Here is a 17,033-nt window from a genome sequence, read left to right on the forward strand (position 1 = left end):
TAGCGGCTGTTAGCTGGGCAACGTGGGTTGCTGTGCTTCAGCGGCGGCGGATCTGCGCTCGCTCAACCACAAGAATAGACCACTGAGCAGAATCAACGCGCCGCCCACTAAAGCGACGGGATCGATCACATCCCCGAATATGAATATGCTAATCAGGGTTGCGATGATCAATTGGATGTAAACGATCGGGGCGATAGCAGCGGCGGTTGTTCGCATGGTGGCCATATAGAGAAGAAAATGGCAGCCAGTGGCGGTTATCGCAACAATGGCGCAGCGGATAATCACATCCCAGTCCGGCGCACCCGGTATATACATGACTGGCAACAAAAAATGCCCAATTCCAGCGGCAATAGACAGAAAAATAGCGGCCCAAAAAGCAATGTAAAATTGCGCTGCAAATATTGATCTTTGACTCGAAACCATCCGATTGAGGATAAGCATGGAAGCCATAGCGACGGCTGCGAAAAGCGGCAAAATGGCAACCCATCCAAAGGCTGCAACATTGGGGCGCAACATCACCAGTACACCTCCAAATGCAACAATGGTCGCCACCCAAGTCACAGGCCTCATTTTCTCTTTAAGGAACCAACCGGAAAACAAAGCTGTCAAAATTGGGTTCACAAAGGATATCGCCACTGCATCTGCTAATGGCATAATGTAAATGGCCGAGAAAAAAGTAATAGTACCAATGGCTAAAGTCAGTCCGCGGGCCGCGTGCAGCCATGGTCGGTTAATCTGAAAACCCTTTGCGCCCTCTCGCCAGAATAGGATAATCGCTAGCGCAAAAGCGCCAATGGAAAAACGCAAGGCCGCGACTGCCGGAGCCGGCCAGTCGCCTGCCATCGACTTGATAAAAGCATCACCAATTGGAAATCCGGAAAATGCAATCAGAGCGAGTAAAATACCGCTACCCGATATCGCTTTTCCAATATTGTTATTCGCTGACAATTGCGTTCCTCTCGACTGGAGCTCTGTTCCACCGACTGCAGACATTTTTGAAAACACACAAGCACCATTTTCAGGTGTAAATCGATGTCCAAAATCAAAACTGTCCCACTACCATTATCCAAACATTAACCATTTTCCCCGAAAGAGATGTCTGATGATTTGGGAACAAACTATTTCCGGCGGAGAGACATGAGCGCATTTGGCAAGAAAAATGGATTGGGTGGCGGCAGACCGTCATTTGGTGTTGCGAAACCGATGTCTGGCGGCGGCAGTGCAAAACCCAATGCCGATCAGGAAGAAAACGAACAAAAAGACGGTGGTGGACAATTCCCGCCCATTGACGCTGTTCCCTTGCCTGGAGAAGAAATAGCCGCAGCGGCTGAGCCCGACAAAGGCGATGCAATGTCGCGGCTTGCTGAGCGATCCAATCAAGTTTCAGCTGAAGGCGACAAGGATGAAGGCTTCGGTGCCTCCGTTCATAAAATTAAAGAACAAGTTTTGCCGCGTTTGCTGGAACGGGTTGATCCCGAGGCCGCTGCAACATTGAACAAAGAAGAACTTACCGAAGAATTCCGGCCGATCATCATGGAAGTGTTGACCGAGCTGAAACTGACTTTGAACCGCCGCGAGCAATTTGCGCTCGAAAAAGTTCTGGTTGATGAACTTCTGGGTTTCGGGCCGCTAGAAGAGCTTCTTCAAAACCCTGATATTTCGGATATCATGGTCAATGGTCCGGAACAGACCTATATCGAGATTAAGGGTAAGCTGGAAATTGCACCGATCCAGTTCCGCGATGAAGAACATCTTTTTCAAATCGCGCAACGGATTGTGAACCAGGTTGGTCGCCGCGTCGACCAAACGACACCGCTTGCCGATGCCCGCTTAGCGGATGGCTCTCGTGTGAACGTGATCGTTCCGCCGCTTAGCCTCAAAGGTACCGCAATATCCATTCGTAAATTCTCAGAAAAACCGATCACGCTTGATATGATGCAAGGCTTTGGTTCCATGTCCAATGAGATGTGTACCGCACTGAAAATTGCAGGCGCGTGCCGATTCAACGTTGTTATCTCTGGCGGTACAGGTTCTGGTAAAACGACCATGCTCAACGCTATGTCGAAAATGATCGACCCGGGTGAACGCGTGCTGACCATTGAGGATGCCGCCGAGCTTCGTTTGCAACAACCACACTGGTTGCCGCTTGAAACCCGTCCTCCTAATCTTGAAGGCGAAGGTGCCATCACCATTGGCGACTTGGTGAAAAACGCCCTGCGTATGCGTCCTGACCGGATTATCTTGGGTGAGATTCGTGGCGCCGAATGTTTTGATCTTCTCGCCGCGATGAACACGGGCCATGATGGCTCCATGTGTACGCTTCACGCCAACAGTCCGCGCGAGTGTCTTGGCCGGATGGAAAATATGATCTTGATGGGCGACATCAAGATCCCGAAAGAAGCTATTTCACGCCAGATTGCCGAATCTGTTGACCTGATCGTTCAGGTGAAACGTCTGCGGGATGGTTCACGTCGGACGACCAATATTACCGAGGTTATCGGGATGGAAGGCGACGTGATTGTGACGCAGGAATTGTTCAAATATCAATATCTGGACGAAGATGCTGACGGTAAAATCATTGGTGAATATCAATCCTCTGGCCTGCGCCCCTATACACTTGAAAAAGCGCGGCAATATGGATTTGAGCAACCTCTATTGGAAGCTTGCCTCTAAGCGATTTCCAAAGCTTCGGCGAAATATTGGCCGTTTTCTGCGAGAAGATATTCTGTTGTCGGTGGAAATCCGTCCAGTACCGTTCTTTTTACCAGCCGCTGTGCTGTTGTCGTCTTTAGGCTCAATGAAACCGCACGTGGCGACGCTTCTGGCAATGCGCGCTCTATCCCACTGAACCGATTCTGACCGGCTGCTAGAACGTGAACCAATGGCAGGGTCCACCGGGTCATGCCCTTTACCGGAATTTCAAGACGGCTCTGCGTCCTCATGATCGCGCACGCCACCCCTGCCATCGCCTCACCGCTTTCCGTCAAGAGATATTCGGGACGCAGCGGATGGCCATGACCAGGATTGCGGATTATCCAACCCGCATCAATTAGTTGTTCCAGTGCCCGAGACAGACTGTCTCGCGACAGACCAACCCGATTTAATATCTCCACAAATCGTGCACCTCTGCCGGAAAGCGCAGCCAATATCGCAATGGTCCAGCGATAGCGGCTGAGCGCGAGGACTGTCGATAGGGACAAAATTGACATAATATTTTATCTACTATACTTTTCTGACTATAAATCAACTGCGACTCGAAAAACAGGAGAGTTCAATATGACGATTAGCTATGACGGAGACCTCACCGTTTCCATGGGCGTTAGCGATATCGATGCATCGATCAAATGGTACGCGGAAATCTTGAATTTTAAACTTCTCTACAAAGATGAGGACATTGCGTGGGGCGAAATGTCCACGGGGTTGACCAACGTCAATTTGGGTCTCAGCCAGCTTGAAAAAGTAGAAAAAGGCGGCGGAGCAACTCCTGTCTGGGGTGTGAGAGATATCGTAGAGGCCAAGGCTAGCCTAGACGCGGCCAAAGTTAAGCAGGATGGAGAGATTCAACATATTCCTGGCTTGGTAAAATTGCTGACCTTCTATGATCCTGATGATAATGTGATGATGCTGTTCGAGAATGACAGCGAATGATTTTTTCCTTGATATTGCTGCCCTTGGTGCTGGCAAGCGAAATACCGGCGCCAGTAGACAACAAGGCCACTCCCGATTGGTTGCTTGGCAATTGGTCCGGTAAAGGTTCGTTATTTGGTCAGCCAGCGCATATGTCGCTTACTGTTTGCCCCTTGGCTGGAAATCGCGGGTTGACGCTGGACTATCAAGTCAAAGGAGAAGGCCGTTCGACCATGCAATTTGCAGGTCATGCGGACTATGTCCCGGACGGAGAGAACCGGTGGCGTGGTCAATGGACGGGCAGCAATGGCGTGGATCATGATCTATCCGCACTGGTTTCAAAAGATTCCTTCACCGCCACTTGGCACAATGCAGCGGTCGAGACCGGGCGCACCCATTATCAACGCACTGGACCAGAGCAGCTAAGGGTGACCGATTATGTTCTTCGCGAGAATGGCCGCTTTGAACAATTTGCCCGTGCCGATTATGATCGCAAAATCGCTTGTCCGGGTTCACCCAATACCGATTAATGACCTTTAAACGCTAGGCCGACGCTGATCGCAGCAAAGAGCAGCGACATCAGCATGACAAAGGGCCAAGGCATGAAGCCGACTTTCTCGATATTCTTGCGATTATTGCGCCGCCGCTCTGCAATTGCAGCAATAACTGCAATCACCACGGCAACGCCTCCGGCTATCGCCCATCCACTTAAATCTGGTAGAAAGTCCAAGGCTGATCAATCATCCAGCATGTTGATAATGCCGGAGAAATCCATAGTGCCTTGTCCGTTTGCTTCGGCATATTGCTCATAAAGCGTGCGTGCTTTCTCGCCCATCGGGACTTGTGCACCAGCGCTTTCGGCCGCTTCCATAGCAAGGCGGAGATCTTTCAGCATCAAGGCTGCAGCAAAGCCGCCTTCATAACCATTGTCCGCTGGACTTTGGGGTCCGATACCCGGCACAGGACAATAGCTTGTCATCGACCAGTTCTGGCCCGATGCTTTCGATGAAATATCGTAGAAATTCTGAAGGTCGAGCCCCAGCTTCTCGGCCATTTTGAATGTCTCGCAAGTCGCAATCATGGAGGCACCGAGCAGCATATTGTTGCAGATCTTAGCCGCCTGCCCTGCGCCATTGTCACCGGCATGAATGACAGCCTTGCCCATATCAGACAATATCGGCTCAGCCCGCTTAAAGGCATCCTCGCTGCCGCCAACCATAAACGTCAGCGTACCGCCATTGGCCGCGGCGATACCGCCAGATACTGGAGCGTCGACCGGCACGATATTTTTGGCTTTAGCCATCTCTGCGACATCGCGCGCGCTGTCGACATCGATGGTTGAGCAATCGAGCACCAATGTACCCGGTCCGGCATTGATGATCACATCATTGGCATAGACAGAGCGAACATGTTTCCCGGCTGGCAGCATGGTAACCACAGCCTCCATATGACGAATGGCATCGGCGGCATCACTCACCGGATGGCATCCTGCTTCACCAGCTTTGGCCAAAGCTTCGCCAGAAAGGTCAAAGGCGTGCACCTCGTGTCCGGCTTTTGCCAAGTTAGCAGCCATGCCGCCGCCCATATTGCCGAGACCAATAAATCCGATCTTCATTTTCAACGCCCCTTCCAATTGCCTTCCCGCTTCTCGATAAACGCGGCCATACCTTCGGCTTTGTCTTCGGTAGCGGTTAAAATCTGGAACAAGCGGCGTTCATGCAGCAAGCCTTGGTCCAGCATTGTTTCAAAGGCGGCATTGACCATTTCCTTGTTCACCTGAATGGCCATAGGCGGCATCGCGGCGATGGTGCCCGCGGCCTTTAGGGCTTCGTCGACAAGCTGGTCATGCGGCACAACCCGCGCCACCAGACCTGACCGCTCCGCTTCCTCGGCATCCATCATCCGGCCGGTGAGACACATATCCATCGATTTGGATTTGCCCACCGCTCGGGTCAGACGCTGGGAACCACCCATACCCGGCGCTACGCCGAGCTTGATCTCTGGTTGACCGAATTTGGCATTTTCGCTGGCGATGATGAAATCCGACATCATGGCGAGTTCACATCCGCCGCCCAAGGCAAAGCCGTTTACCGCCGCAATCCAAGGCTTGCGCGTGGTCTTGACGATTTGACTGGTCCATTTGGAAAAGAAATCCTCGAGATAGAAATCTGCAGCCGACTTATCATACATTTCCTTGATATCGGCTCCGGCCGCAAAGGCCTTGTCGCCGGAACCCGTAAGCACGGCGCAAAGTTGGGTTTCATCCGCTTCAAAAGCCGCAAAGGCATTAATTAGTTCATCCAGAACCTGACTGTTCAATGCGTTGAGCGCTTTCGGCCGGTTCAAGGTGATCAGCGTAACTTGACCCTTTTTTTCGGTCAGAATTGTTTCATAGCTCATAACGGTTTCCATTCCTCATCTGCCGGTAACGGCGCAAAAATACTGTCGATCAATTCGTCACTGGTTTCTTCGGGAGTCGCAGGATTCCATTTGGGATCATTATCCTTATCGACAATCAACGCGCGAACACCTTCAATAAAGTCGTTGCGGACCAATACTCGCGAACCGATGCGATATTCGTTTCGCATTTCATCGGCAAATGTTGTCATCACCGCGCCTTCTTTCAGCTGGCGAAGCGCCACTTTACAGGTCTGCGGACTCTTCGTACCAAGCGTATCGCGTTCTTTTGCCGCCCAAGCGCTATCATCCGCGTCCAAGGCAGCCAAAATATCTTCATATATGTCTGATGCGAAAAATTTGTCTATCTTGTCCAGATTATCGGTGATCCGAGCAGTCGGTACAGTATCCGATAGCTGACCCAATATACCGTCAATCCGATCCGGATTTTCACTAATGCGTTGCTTGGCTTCTTCCAAATTCTCCGATGGCAGATAGTGGGTTGCCAAACCCACTTCCTTGCACTCGGCTCCATCCAGCCGCGCGCCCGTCAGCGCGAGAAACTGGCCCAGGCGCCCTTCGAGCCGCGATAGGAACCAGCCGCCGCCAACATCCGGAAATAGTCCAATGCCGGTTTCCGGCATGGCAAAACGGGTATTCTCGGTTGCCACGCGATATTTGGCAGGTTGAGAAATTCCTACGCCGCCGCCCATTGTGATGCCGTCCATGAATGCGACCACTGGCTTTGGATATTCGAAAAGGAGGTGATTGAGTTGATATTCCTTATAGAAAAATTCTCGCCCCTCTTTGCCATCTTTTTTGCCTGATTCCTGCAACATCGCAATATCACCGCCAGCACAAAAGCCGCGGCCTTCACTATGGTCGATCATGATCGCTTCAACACTGTCATCGTCACGCCATTCGATTAATGCATCACGCATGGCCTCGCACATGGCCAGGTTCAGAGAATGGATAACTTTTGGACGGTTGAGACTGATATGCCCGACGCGGCCAATTTTATTGAGGATGAGATCTTCGGTCATGTTATCTTTCTTTATGGTCAGCAATTGTAAGTTACTGACGGAGCATTTCCCGTGAAACGATCATTCGCATCACTTGATTGGTGCCTTCGAGAATCGAATGCACGCGCAAATCGCGCCAAAAGCGTTCGATAGGATAGTCTTGCAAATAGCCGTACCCGCCAAATAGTTGCAACGCGTCATTGACGATTTTGGAGCCATTGTCCGTGGCTAGGCGCTTCGCCATGGCAGCAAATTTTGTTTTGTCCGGGGCGCCATTAGTGACCTTGACGGCCGCCATATATAATAGCGCTCGCGCCGATTCCAGATCAGTAGCCATGTCCGCCAACATGAACTGCGTGTTTTGAAAATCACTGATGCTTTTCCCAAATTGCTTGCGTTCTTTTGTATAGCCAATGGCTTCGTCGAGGCAGCGCTGCGCCCCGCCTAAAGAACAGGCGCCAATATTCAGACGGCCACCATCCAGTCCCGCCATAGCAATGCGAAAGCCCTCCCCTTCACCGCCAACACGATTTTCCTTGGGAACGCGAACATTGTCGAAATTCACCTGTGCTGTGGGTTGCGAATGCCATCCCAGCTTCTTCTCATTGGCGCCAAAACTGACGCCCTCCATGTCCTTTTCAATAACCAGACAAGTTACACCGTTCGCACCCTCATCTGAGGTTCGCGTCATGGTCACATAAAGTTCATTCTCGCCGCCGCCTGAAATAAAGGATTTAGAACCACTAACAATATAGTCATCGCCATCCCTGACAGCCTTGGTCTTCAGTGAAGCGGCATCCGAACCTGCGCTGGGTTCGGTCAGACAATAGCTGGAAATCTTATCCATGCTGATCAAGTCGGGAAGATATTTGTCCTTTACGGCCTGTGCGCCAAATGTATCGATCATCCAGGCCGCCATATTGTGGATCGAGATAAACGCACTGGTCGACGGGCAGCCATAGGCCATGGCCTCCATGACTATCGCGCTTTCGAGCCGCCCCAAGCCAATGCCACCGGAGTCCTCTGAGACATAAATGCCGCCAAAACCCAGCTCAGCGCTTTGCTTGATAACATCGCGCGGAAAGATATGCTCTTCATCCCATTTACCGGCATGTGGCGTAATCGCATCAGCGGTGAATTTCTGGGCCATATCCTGAATGGCCAATTGATCGTCCGTCAGCGAGAATTGATCCGTCATTTCTTCGAGTTCCATTTTTCGTTCAACACCTGTTCGGAAAAAAGCCGGTTGAGAACCTTTTCGTCGGTACGCTCATACACAAGTTCGCGCGGCTTGAAGCCCTTTATATGAGCCAAGGCTGCGACCCGCCCAGAACCGAGAAACCAGGTATCAGGTTCAACCTGAGCGATCGGATCTGTATAAGCTTCATCCATCGTGATGATCGTCCAACCATCGGCAACCAGTCCGCGCACCATATCCGTGATGAAAAGGGCCGCAATATCTGTCTCGTGCAAAAGTAGCACATGAGCAGGCGACCGGCCTAAAGTTTGCACCGCAATCTTATCGTAAAAATTCGCTGTATCCACCATGGTCTCAACATAAAGATCCCGCAATGCCTTCATATCTAGAGCTTTGCCCTGCTGTTTGGCTTGCGATGCAAGCGAGTCCAGATGCCAGTCATAATTATCTATTGTGACATAACCATTTGCGAGCCCACGATCCGACAATGCGTTGCGAATAGCGTTGCGCTTTTGGCGATCGCGGCGGCCTTCATCGAGATACGGAAAGCGAAACCAGGGGCGATATCCAGACTGCCTCTTCAGCCATTTCTCGGCTTCATCTATTTCGGCAATATAGTCTTGAACATTGGTTTTCGATAACCAAGGATGAGATTTTGTGTGATTTGCGATAACGTGGCCAGCAGCGACATAGGCACGGACCCGGTCTTCACCGCCGATGCCTGCTTCTTTTTCCAAATTGCCAGTTGTGATAAAAAAACCAGCTTGTTTAACCCCTGCGTTAGCAAGAGCTGCTATCAATTTTATGGCCCGCTGATCCGGTGTGAAAAAGCCGCCCGCGTGACGCGGAATATCATCAAAGCTAATCGCGATGCGTTTCTCGGCATCAGCAGGCTGCAAGGCAAAACCCAAGCTCGCCATCAGGATCAATAAAAAGCGTATCATTGCAGGACCATTGCCCCTTCGATGTCAGAAAGGCTTGCGCTCAAGAAATACCGACGGAAGTTTTTTAAGCCAATTTTCGCATCACATCGCCAAACAGCTCTTCATCGGAAGGCAGCTCTTTGGCTACCGTCAGAGGTTTTGACACCCAGGTTTCGTTGATCAAATCCCGCCATGTAATATTGTTATTGGTTCCATTGCCGCCCCAGCTTCCGCACCCAAGCGAGAATGTTTGCCGCATACCATTCCACAAATTGCCGCTATTAGATGCTGATTGTGGTTGATTTACCATAACACGTGATGTCCGGGTTATATTGGCCAATTTCATAATATTGGCATCGGACTGGGAATAGATACCGCAGCTATGTCCCTGCCCTTGATAAGCTTGGATATTATTGGTCAATTCAATCGCATGATCCAAATCTCGCGCCCGGTACAAAGCCATGGCTACCGTCATTTTTTCACCGGAAAAAGGATGATCCGGTCCGTAGCCGGTTTCAGGAATAATCAAAAACTGCGTGTCGCTTGGAATTTCAAAGCCCGCCATACCAGCGATAAATTCCGGGGTCTGCGCGACGACTTTGGCGTTGATATGGCCATCAATCCAGAGCACTTCTTCGAATTTCTTTTTGTCATCGTCGCTCATAACATAGCCGCCTTTGGCGACAAGCTTGGCCAACATGTCATCATAAATGGCATCGACAAGGATAACGCTATTGTCGGATGAGCAACTGGCCGCAAGGTCGAGAGTTTTGGACATCCGAATTTTTTCTGCGGCATCGTCCAAATCAGCAGTTTCATCCACGGTGATAACGGCATTGCCAACGCCTACGCCCAAAGCTGGCGTTCCGCTTGAATAAGCTGCCGTGACCATCGCACCGCCACCTGTGGCTAGAACCCGGTCGCATTGCCGCATCAGTTCATTGGTTTTTTCCACCGATGGCACGTCTATGCTGATGACCAAATCCGCCGGAGCTCCCATTTTAGCAATGGCATCTCGCATGAGATCACAAATCATCTTATTGGTCAGCTTCGCTCGCGGATGCGGTGCAACTATTATCGAGTTGCGGCCCTTCACCGCTGAAATCGCTTTAATGACGGGAGTGGCTTCGGGATTAGTCGATGGCGACAAGGCTCCGATGACGCCCATGGGCTTGGCGATTTTAACAATATTCCGATCGACATCTTCTTCGATGATCCCGACGGATTTATCGTCGATAATATCAAACAAAGTTGCCCGTGTTTTCCGGAAGATTTTCAAATATTTCCCATCATAGTTGCCCAATTGGGTTTCATCGACCGTATGTTGAGCGATTTTCTTAGCGGTTTCTTCTTCCGCAACCGCCCAGACCATGGCGGTGATCAGTTCATCAACTTGCTCTTGCGTATAATTTTCTATCTGTTCTTGCGCCGCACGAGAGCGCGCCACCAATTCTGCGACTTCATCCACAATCGGATCCTGAGGGTTTGTGGTTTTGTCCAACATGTAACGCTCCTGAATTAATATTTTTGCCAAATATCTGCCAAGATTAGACTCGCAGTATCGGCATATTTCTTAAGCCTCTATATAAATCACCACCAATGGGCATGCAATGGCTGCCAACATTGCCAGCGCAACTAAATTACAAAAGCAACAGTGCCATGCTGCAATGTGCAATTGCATTGTCCGCTGCATTGCGCCTATCAGGGCGGCAAATACAAGGGGTTACGAGCATTGCACCGGCCGCATGACAACTGATGTTTTAGATAAACCGGTGCCGCAACACCCTGTTTTAGGCCAAGATCGCCCCTTTGCCGGGATTGTGACGCGGCTTGCTGCCATGCTGTCTTTGGCCATCATGTTCGCTTTTGTGAAATTGGCAGGCGAGCAAGGAGTTCATGTGACGGAAAGCTTATTTTACCGTCAGTTAACGGCGATGCCACTTATCTGTTTTCTAATCTGGAGGAGCAGCGCAGGCTGGCCAGCGATTAAATCGGACAAACATAGATTGCATATCTTGCGATCCATCCTCGGAATTTTTGCCATGGGTCTCAATTTCTGGGCGATGACTTTATTGCCGCTTGCCGATGCGACCACAATCAGCTTCACGGTTCCTATATTTGCAACCTTATTCGCTGCGCTTATTCTTCGTGAAAAAGTCGGCATTCAGCGCTGGTCGGCCGTTTTGATTGGCTTTATCGGGGTGCTTGTTGTTATCCAGCCCGGCGGAAGCCTAATTCCCGCATTTGGCGCGACTATTGCGCTTGTTGGCGCCTTAGTGACCGCTTCGGTTACGCTTGTCATTCGGATGCTAGGGCGCACCGAGACGAGCATCGTGACGATATTCTGGTTTTCCGTCTACACCTTACCGGCATTGGCAATTTGCACCTATGTTTATGGCGGCGGGCATGATGCCACGACCTGGGGCTATTTGCTCGGTGTCGGAATATTTGGTGCCATCGGTCAACTTACGATCACCCAATCGTTGCGGTTCGCCCCGGTATCCACGGTTATGCCGATGGATTATAGCGCGCTGGTTTGGGCAACAATCATCGGAATTGTGATATTTGGTCAATGGCCCGGCCTATCAATCTGGTTTGGCGCACCGATAATTATTGGCTCTGGCCTGTTTATCGCTTGGCGCGAGCATATCAAATCTAGCAGCTAGCCGGACATTCTTATTTAACGCTTGCCCAACCTCTTCTCCTGAGCCTAGTCTTTTAAAAAGGGGAGAACATTGTGAGAAAATGGATTCATGGCGCTATCGCCATTTTGGCGGCATTGGGTTTTAGCAGCTTAAGCATTGCATCCGAAACACCCAAAGCACCGCCCTATCCTCAAGTAACGGTTTACGAAGCGGCCAAAATTGTCACGATGGAACCTGGATATCCCGAGGCGCGGTTTGTAGCGACAGCCGAAGGGATCATCCTTGGATTGGGTCAAACAAAAGAAGATCTCAGCGCTTGGACCGATGGCCGCGATGTGACTTTTGATTCCCGATTTTCCGATCAGATTTTAATGCCCGGATTTATCGAGCCGCATGTCCATCCGATGCAAACTATCATGATGTTGCCAATCCCCTTTATCAGTCCAGAATCTTGGGAATTGCCAGGAAAAACCTATCCAGCAGCCCGCGGCAAAGCCGCCTATGAACGCCGACTGCGAGAAGAATTATCCAAAAGCCAGGACGCGCTTTTTATAACCTGGGGCCATCATAAACTCTTCCACGGCGAGATGGATCGGACAGCGCTTGATACGATTGCTCCAGACCGAGCGGTGGTGATTTGGCAACGCAGTTTCCATGAGATTATCGCAAATTCTAAGGCACTCGAGTTGCTCGACATCGGGACCGCCGCTGCCTTCCAAGCGGAGTTTAACAAACCGCAAATCGACCCCGATCACGCTGACTATGCCAGCGGTATTATCCACGAAACCGCATTGTTCAATGGTATTGCAAAGCTTCGCCCCTATCTCTTCTCACCCGCAAAGGTGCGGCAAGGACTGAAGGATATGCGCCAAATGATGCTGGAAAATGGCGTGACAACGAGCGCCGATTTAGCCTTTGGAGGATTTGGCGGACCTGAGATGGAATCGCAATTGTTTAAGAGCCTCTATGATCAGCCGACAACCCCATCACGAATATTGGCCATTCCCATCGCGCCCCTAGTACTTGGCGATCCCAACAAATGGCTGGAAGACATGAAATCCAAGTATGAAAGCGACAAGTTTTTCTTCTCAAATCGAGTGAAGCTATTCGCTGATGGTGCCTTTTTCGCGCAATATATGCAGATGAATCCCCCTGGTTATAGCGATGGTCATGAGGGCAAATGGCTTACAGAACCGGATGAATTGTTGCAGCAAACCAAAAGATTCTGGGACGCGGGATGGAATTTGCATACCCATGTCAATGGCGACAAAGGGTTGGATGTGGTGCTTGGTATCACCGAACAGCTCAATCCGCGCAATGGTCAGGATATTGTCATGGAACATCTTGGCTATTCCACAGAAGCGCAAAACCGGCGGATCGGCAAAATGGGTTTATATGTTTCTGCACAACCCAATTATATTCGCATCCTGGGAGACACATATGCGAAGACGGGACTGGGCCCGGATCGTGCGGCACAAATGAATCGTTTGGGATCTTTGGAGCGCAAAGGCGTTCCTCTCGGTCTCCATAGTGATTTTAACATGGCTCCGATCGACCCGCTATATCTCGCTTGGGTCGCAAGCAACCGCATTACACTCGACGGCAATGTCAAAGCGCCAAAAGAAAGGCTCTCGCTCGACAAAGCCTTGCGCGCAATTACCATAGAAGCGGCCCAAATCATCGGATTGGATGCGATGGTCGGTTCGATCGCGACCGGTAAAAAGGCTGACTTTACCATTTTGGATCGCAACCCTTTTGAAATAGGAGCATCCAAGTTGCAGGAGATCGAGGTACAAGGCGTGATATTTGAGGGAAAATGGTTTCCGGCAGGAGGGTGATTAATCACCTTCACTGCACCCCGCAGACCCCTTAAATCGGTCAGCGATTTTCTGAAGCCTCGCCTCTAACGATATCACAACGATTATACGCGGGCCTAATTCACGCCGCGCTCTTTTCCTTCCCAATAAGGGTCGCGCAATTCGCGGCGCAATATTTTGCCGCTTGCGTTCCGGGGTAGTTCGGCAATCACATCGACCGATTTTGGAACCTTGAATCCGGCAATCCGTTCCCGCGCCCAGTTTATCACGCTGTCAGCATCAATCTCGCCCGCATCGGGTTTCGGTGAAACGACGGCTTTAACCGCCTCCCCCCATTTTTCATCAGGGATACCGATGACGGCAACTTCATTGACCTGCGGATGTCCGAAAATCGCATTTTCAACTTCGGCTGGATATACATTCTCGCCACCGGAAATGATCATGTCTTTTACGCGGTCCTTGATATAAAAATATCCATCCTCGTCCATAATGGCTGCATCGCCGGTGTATAGCCAGCCATCTGCATCAACGGTTTCAGCGGTTTTCTGTGCATTGTTAAAATAATGCAGCATGTTGAGACCGGAACGAGTTGCGATTTCACCAATTGTGTTGGGCGGAACTTCCTGATGGTTTTCATCCACTATCCGCAATTCAACCCCGGGGAGCGGAATACCTATACCGCGCATCCGCTCATTTCCAGCTGGATCATGGTCCTCAGGGGGTAAGATACAAACCGTGCCAGTCGTCTCGGTCATCCCATATTGCTGACAGAATAGCGCCTGGGGCATGGTCTGAATACACTGACGAAGCAATTCCAAAGGTATCGGCGCCGCACCATAGGTGACCGAACGAACCGATGAGAAATCCGTGTCTTTGGCGCGGGGCCAGTTGACCAGCATCTGCAATGCCGTAGGCACAAGAAAAAACTGGTTCAATCCCTTGTCGATACAATCCAGAACACTGTCAGGATGAAATTCGGGGATCACCATCATCGTTGCTCCATTGTAAAAGGCGATGGGACCAATACCCGACCCGGCAATATGAGCACAGGGCATAACCGCTAAAGTACTGTCTTCCGGTCCAATATGAATCCAAGCATGCTCCGGTTTATTTTCAACCAGAGGGCGCATTTTAAACAGATTGTCATTAGTTAAAACTGCACCTTTGGGATTGCCAGTGGTGCCTGATGTATAGAGTTGCAATACCCCTTCGGATGGATCTGTATCCGGCAATATACCAGGTTGGGTTTCAGACACCCAATCATCCAATGATTTTAGCCCCTCAGCGTCTCCGACGACCAATATTTCTTTCACCGTCTCCGCGACCGCTGCGGCTTGCTGAGCCACCGCGGCAAATTCCGGTTCACATATGACCAGAGGAGCCTGCGTATCAGATAATACATACGCCACTTCGGGAGCAGCCAAACGCCATCCGATCGGAGCAATGACCGCACCGGCGCGACTGGCTGCGGCAAATAGCGTAAAATAGAGACCATTATTCTTGCCCAGCCAGCAAATTCGATCCCCTTTTTTGAGACCCGCTCCAATGAAGGCTTGTGCATATTTCGTCACAATCTGGTCCAACTGTGCATAGGTGACAGTGCCGGCCGGATCATCAAGCGCAATATTATCGGGCAGTCGTTCCGCCCAATACGCGATGGATGATCCCATACAACGGCGAATCTCTGCTGTTTCGTTTGACATTCCCACTCCCATTTTTCTCAAATGTAAGCGGTCGGTTAAATCAAGGCAAGAGGATTGAAACGATCCCGCCTTGTTACTGACGACGATAGACGAGTGACAAATTATTGGCGGGCATTTCGACAAGCTCGGTACGCGCAAATTGATTGTCTGCCGCTAACGCATCCATATCCGCAACCTCTCTGATCCCCCAACGCAAATCGCGGCTTTTCAAACTGCGATCAAAGTCCAGATTCCCCTGTGCTGTGGGGGCATCACCGCGAAAATAAGGGCCATAGAGATAGAATAGTTCATCCGGTTCCAGCAAAAGGGCGGCCTTCCGGAACAATCCAATTGACGCTTCCCATGGCGCAATGTGGATCATGTTAATGCACAATATGGCGGCAGGTTTAGCAATATCCCATTTTGCCGCCAGCGCATCGAGTTGCTGCGGCGGCAATAGATTCGCGGCGTCCGCGCGCTTGGTCCACGCTGCAATCGAACGGCAGGCTTCCGGGTCAGGGTCGCTGGGCTGCCACAAAAGATCTGGAAACTGCTCTCCAAAATAGACCGCATGTTCGCCAGTGCCGCTTGCGACTTCTAATATCGTTCCCTGTGCCGGCAAAAGCTCTCGCAACAACGCGACAATCGCATCGCGATTGCGCAAGGTTGCAGGCGCATGTTTCTCATCTTGTGGCCCCGCCTTATCGCGGAACCAGGGACTGGAATCGGCCTTTTTACCCATGATCATCACCGTTCATGGGTTGGCGCCGCCAGACCGCTGCCAAAACGCTACCGATCACCACATGATATATAGCTGATATTGCGCTGGGAACCGGAGCCAGCGCCGCTTGCAGCGGATTTGCAAATTGCGCAGCAAAACCAGGCGATGCGGCCAGACTCGAACCCAGTCCGCTATTTTGCATGCCCACTTCTATACTGATGGTCCGGCGCTCTCCCAATCCAAAACCAATGAGTTTTGTGACTATATAGCCAAATCCAAAACCAAAGATATGCAGCAGAAAAACGGCCAGCATTAAAATCCCAAAATACTCTTCAATGAGCGCTTTGGAATTGGCAATAATCGCACCCACAATAAGCACTATGACAATCACGGACGCAAGCGGTGATATAATCGCTATCTTCGTGGTTATCTTTGGAAAATATCGATTTAGCAACAAACCCGCGATGAGTGGCAGCAAAACGATCGAGATCAAATTGACGAACAGATTCCACTGATCAATCTCGACATATTTTCCAGCCAATAAACCAGTTAAAATCGGTGTCGCGAAAACAGCCACCAAAGTAGAAACCATTGTCATCGAAACGGACAAAGCGAGGTTCGCATTGGCGAGATAGGCCACAACATTGGACGCTGTGCCACCCGGGCAGCAGGAAACGAGGATAAGGCCTACCGCCAATCCGGTCTCCAAATTACTGATCATTGCAATGATGACACCGGCAAGCGGCATGATCGTAAACTGCAAAAGCACACCTGCAGCAACGGCCTTGGGAATACGAGCAATGCGTTTGAAATCATCAAAGGACAAGGTTAGGCCCATACCCAGCATGATCAAGCCTAACATCACGCTGATCAACGGCTGACCCAAAGGTTTAAATCTTCCGTCCACCACCCACAGAAAATGCTCAGGGATAAACCAAGCCCAAGCTGTACCGAGCACGGTCCACAGCGCGAATAAATTGGTTAAGCGCTGCAAGATCAGT

Annotated in this window: 17 protein-coding genes; 5 read left to right on the top strand and 12 right to left on the bottom strand. The window is 50.6% G+C overall.

Going from position 1 to position 17,033, the window contains the following annotated elements; translation table 11 throughout:
- Nucleotides 1-9: 9 nt before the first annotated feature.
- Nucleotides 10-948, bottom strand: coding sequence for a DMT family transporter (locus ABJU74_RS14750; protein WP_348385401.1), 939 nt, complete (start codon nt 946-948; stop codon nt 10-12).
- Nucleotides 949-1,137: 189 nt separating this feature from the next.
- Between ABJU74_RS14750 and ABJU74_RS14755 the strand changes: the two genes are divergently transcribed.
- Entirely contained in the window at nt 1,138-2,673 is a 1,536-nt protein-coding gene (locus ABJU74_RS14755; protein WP_348385400.1) for a CpaF family protein, read from the top strand.
- Here the strand turns inward: ABJU74_RS14755 and ABJU74_RS14760 are convergent.
- The gene (locus tag ABJU74_RS14760; RefSeq protein ID WP_348385399.1) at nt 2,670-3,209 is read right to left on the bottom strand and encodes a winged helix-turn-helix transcriptional regulator; all 540 of its coding nucleotides are present in this window, start codon (nt 3,207-3,209) and stop codon (nt 2,670-2,672) included. The two genes, ABJU74_RS14755 and ABJU74_RS14760, sit on opposite strands and share 4 nt — an antisense overlap.
- 67 nt (nt 3,210-3,276) lie before the next feature.
- Here ABJU74_RS14760 and ABJU74_RS14765 point away from each other — a divergent pair, with 67 nt between their 5' ends.
- Nucleotides 3,277-3,648 (top strand): VOC family protein, encoded by a 372-nt coding sequence (locus ABJU74_RS14765; RefSeq protein ID WP_348385398.1) that lies wholly within the window; start codon nt 3,277-3,279, stop codon nt 3,646-3,648.
- Complete coding sequence (locus ABJU74_RS14770) at nt 3,645-4,157, top strand: hypothetical protein (protein WP_348385397.1); 513 nt, start codon at nt 3,645-3,647, stop codon at nt 4,155-4,157. The genes ABJU74_RS14765 and ABJU74_RS14770 overlap by 4 nt, the downstream gene beginning before the upstream one ends.
- Here ABJU74_RS14770 and ABJU74_RS14775 read toward each other — a convergent pair.
- From ABJU74_RS14775 to ABJU74_RS14805, 7 genes are all read right to left on the bottom strand, one after another.
- Entirely contained in the window at nt 4,154-4,357 is a 204-nt protein-coding gene (locus ABJU74_RS14775) for a hypothetical protein (RefSeq protein ID WP_348385396.1), read from the bottom strand. The two genes, ABJU74_RS14770 and ABJU74_RS14775, sit on opposite strands and share 4 nt — an antisense overlap.
- Nucleotides 4,358-4,363: 6 nt before the next feature.
- Nucleotides 4,364-5,260, bottom strand: coding sequence for a 3-hydroxyisobutyrate dehydrogenase (gene mmsB, locus ABJU74_RS14780; RefSeq protein ID WP_348385395.1), 897 nt, complete (start codon nt 5,258-5,260; stop codon nt 4,364-4,366).
- Nucleotides 5,245-6,027, bottom strand: a complete 783-nt coding sequence (locus ABJU74_RS14785; RefSeq protein ID WP_348385394.1) for an enoyl-CoA hydratase-related protein — start codon at nt 6,025-6,027, stop codon at nt 5,245-5,247. The genes mmsB and ABJU74_RS14785 overlap by 16 nt, the downstream gene beginning before the upstream one ends.
- Entirely contained in the window at nt 6,024-7,067 is a 1,044-nt protein-coding gene (locus ABJU74_RS14790; protein ID WP_348385393.1) for an enoyl-CoA hydratase/isomerase family protein, read from the bottom strand. The genes ABJU74_RS14785 and ABJU74_RS14790 overlap by 4 nt, the downstream gene beginning before the upstream one ends.
- A gap of 31 nt (nt 7,068-7,098) precedes the next feature.
- Nucleotides 7,099-8,244 carry an acyl-CoA dehydrogenase family protein gene (locus ABJU74_RS14795; protein WP_348385618.1) on the bottom strand — a complete coding sequence of 382 codons (1,146 nt, stop codon included), beginning with the start codon at nt 8,242-8,244 and terminating at the stop codon, nt 7,099-7,101.
- Nucleotides 8,241-9,188 carry a polysaccharide deacetylase family protein gene (locus ABJU74_RS14800; RefSeq protein ID WP_348385392.1) on the bottom strand — a complete coding sequence of 316 codons (948 nt, stop codon included), beginning with the start codon at nt 9,186-9,188 and terminating at the stop codon, nt 8,241-8,243. Before ABJU74_RS14800 ends, ABJU74_RS14795 begins: the two co-directional genes overlap by 4 nt.
- 64 nt (nt 9,189-9,252) lie before the next feature.
- Nucleotides 9,253-10,671 (bottom strand): aldehyde dehydrogenase family protein, encoded by a 1,419-nt coding sequence (locus ABJU74_RS14805; RefSeq protein ID WP_348385391.1) that lies wholly within the window; start codon nt 10,669-10,671, stop codon nt 9,253-9,255.
- 241 nt (nt 10,672-10,912) lie between these two features.
- Here ABJU74_RS14805 and ABJU74_RS14810 point away from each other — a divergent pair, with 241 nt between their 5' ends.
- Together ABJU74_RS14810 and ABJU74_RS14815 are read left to right on the top strand one after the other, a co-directional pair.
- Nucleotides 10,913-11,833, top strand: coding sequence for a DMT family transporter (locus ABJU74_RS14810; protein WP_348385390.1), 921 nt, complete (start codon nt 10,913-10,915; stop codon nt 11,831-11,833).
- Nucleotides 11,834-11,904: 71 nt separating this feature from the next.
- Entirely contained in the window at nt 11,905-13,650 is a 1,746-nt protein-coding gene (locus ABJU74_RS14815; protein ID WP_348385389.1) for an amidohydrolase family protein, read from the top strand.
- Between the two features lie 95 nt (nt 13,651-13,745).
- On the opposite strand, the gene ABJU74_RS14820 is transcribed toward ABJU74_RS14815, so the two are convergent.
- The 3 genes from ABJU74_RS14820 to ABJU74_RS14830 all read right to left on the bottom strand — a co-directional run bounded on the left by ABJU74_RS14820 (nt 13,746) and on the right by ABJU74_RS14830 (nt 17,026).
- The gene (locus ABJU74_RS14820; protein WP_348385388.1) at nt 13,746-15,332 is read right to left on the bottom strand and encodes a long-chain-fatty-acid--CoA ligase; all 1,587 of its coding nucleotides are present in this window, start codon (nt 15,330-15,332) and stop codon (nt 13,746-13,748) included.
- Nucleotides 15,333-15,405: 73 nt separating this feature from the next.
- On the bottom strand, nt 15,406-16,053 hold the full coding sequence (locus ABJU74_RS14825) for a DUF938 domain-containing protein (protein ID WP_348385387.1): 648 nt from the start codon (nt 16,051-16,053) through the stop codon (nt 15,406-15,408).
- On the bottom strand, nt 16,046-17,026 hold the full coding sequence (locus tag ABJU74_RS14830) for a bile acid:sodium symporter family protein (RefSeq protein WP_348385386.1): 981 nt from the start codon (nt 17,024-17,026) through the stop codon (nt 16,046-16,048). Before ABJU74_RS14830 ends, ABJU74_RS14825 begins: the two co-directional genes overlap by 8 nt.
- Nucleotides 17,027-17,033 lie beyond the last annotated feature (7 nt).

The sequence above is a fragment of the Parasphingorhabdus sp. genome (assembly GCF_039982415.1).
Classification (GTDB): Bacteria; Pseudomonadota; Alphaproteobacteria; order Sphingomonadales; family Sphingomonadaceae; genus Parasphingorhabdus.

Excerpts from the sequence above, each read along its gene's own strand:
- ABJU74_RS14810 (WP_348385390.1), top strand. The coding sequence starts at position 10,913 with ATGACAACTGATGTTTTAGATAAACCGGTGCCGCAACACCCTGTTTTA.
- ABJU74_RS14795 (WP_348385618.1), bottom strand. The coding sequence starts at position 8,244 with ATGACGGATCAATTCTCGCTGACGGACGATCAATTGGCCATTCAGGAT.
- ABJU74_RS14790 (WP_348385393.1), bottom strand. The coding sequence starts at position 7,067 with ATGACCGAAGATCTCATCCTCAATAAAATTGGCCGCGTCGGGCATATC.
- ABJU74_RS14820 (WP_348385388.1), bottom strand. The coding sequence starts at position 15,332 with ATGTCAAACGAAACAGCAGAGATTCGCCGTTGTATGGGATCATCCATC.
- ABJU74_RS14765 (WP_348385398.1), top strand. The coding sequence starts at position 3,277 with ATGACGATTAGCTATGACGGAGACCTCACCGTTTCCATGGGCGTTAGC.
- ABJU74_RS14770 (WP_348385397.1), top strand. The coding sequence starts at position 3,645 with ATGATTTTTTCCTTGATATTGCTGCCCTTGGTGCTGGCAAGCGAAATA.
- ABJU74_RS14825 (WP_348385387.1), bottom strand. The coding sequence starts at position 16,053 with ATGGGTAAAAAGGCCGATTCCAGTCCCTGGTTCCGCGATAAGGCGGGG.
- ABJU74_RS14760 (WP_348385399.1), bottom strand. The coding sequence starts at position 3,209 with ATGTCAATTTTGTCCCTATCGACAGTCCTCGCGCTCAGCCGCTATCGC.
- ABJU74_RS14785 (WP_348385394.1), bottom strand. The coding sequence starts at position 6,027 with ATGAGCTATGAAACAATTCTGACCGAAAAAAAGGGTCAAGTTACGCTG.
- ABJU74_RS14805 (WP_348385391.1), bottom strand. The coding sequence starts at position 10,671 with ATGTTGGACAAAACCACAAACCCTCAGGATCCGATTGTGGATGAAGTC.
- ABJU74_RS14755 (WP_348385400.1), top strand. The coding sequence starts at position 1,138 with ATGAGCGCATTTGGCAAGAAAAATGGATTGGGTGGCGGCAGACCGTCA.
- ABJU74_RS14800 (WP_348385392.1), bottom strand. The coding sequence starts at position 9,188 with ATGATACGCTTTTTATTGATCCTGATGGCGAGCTTGGGTTTTGCCTTG.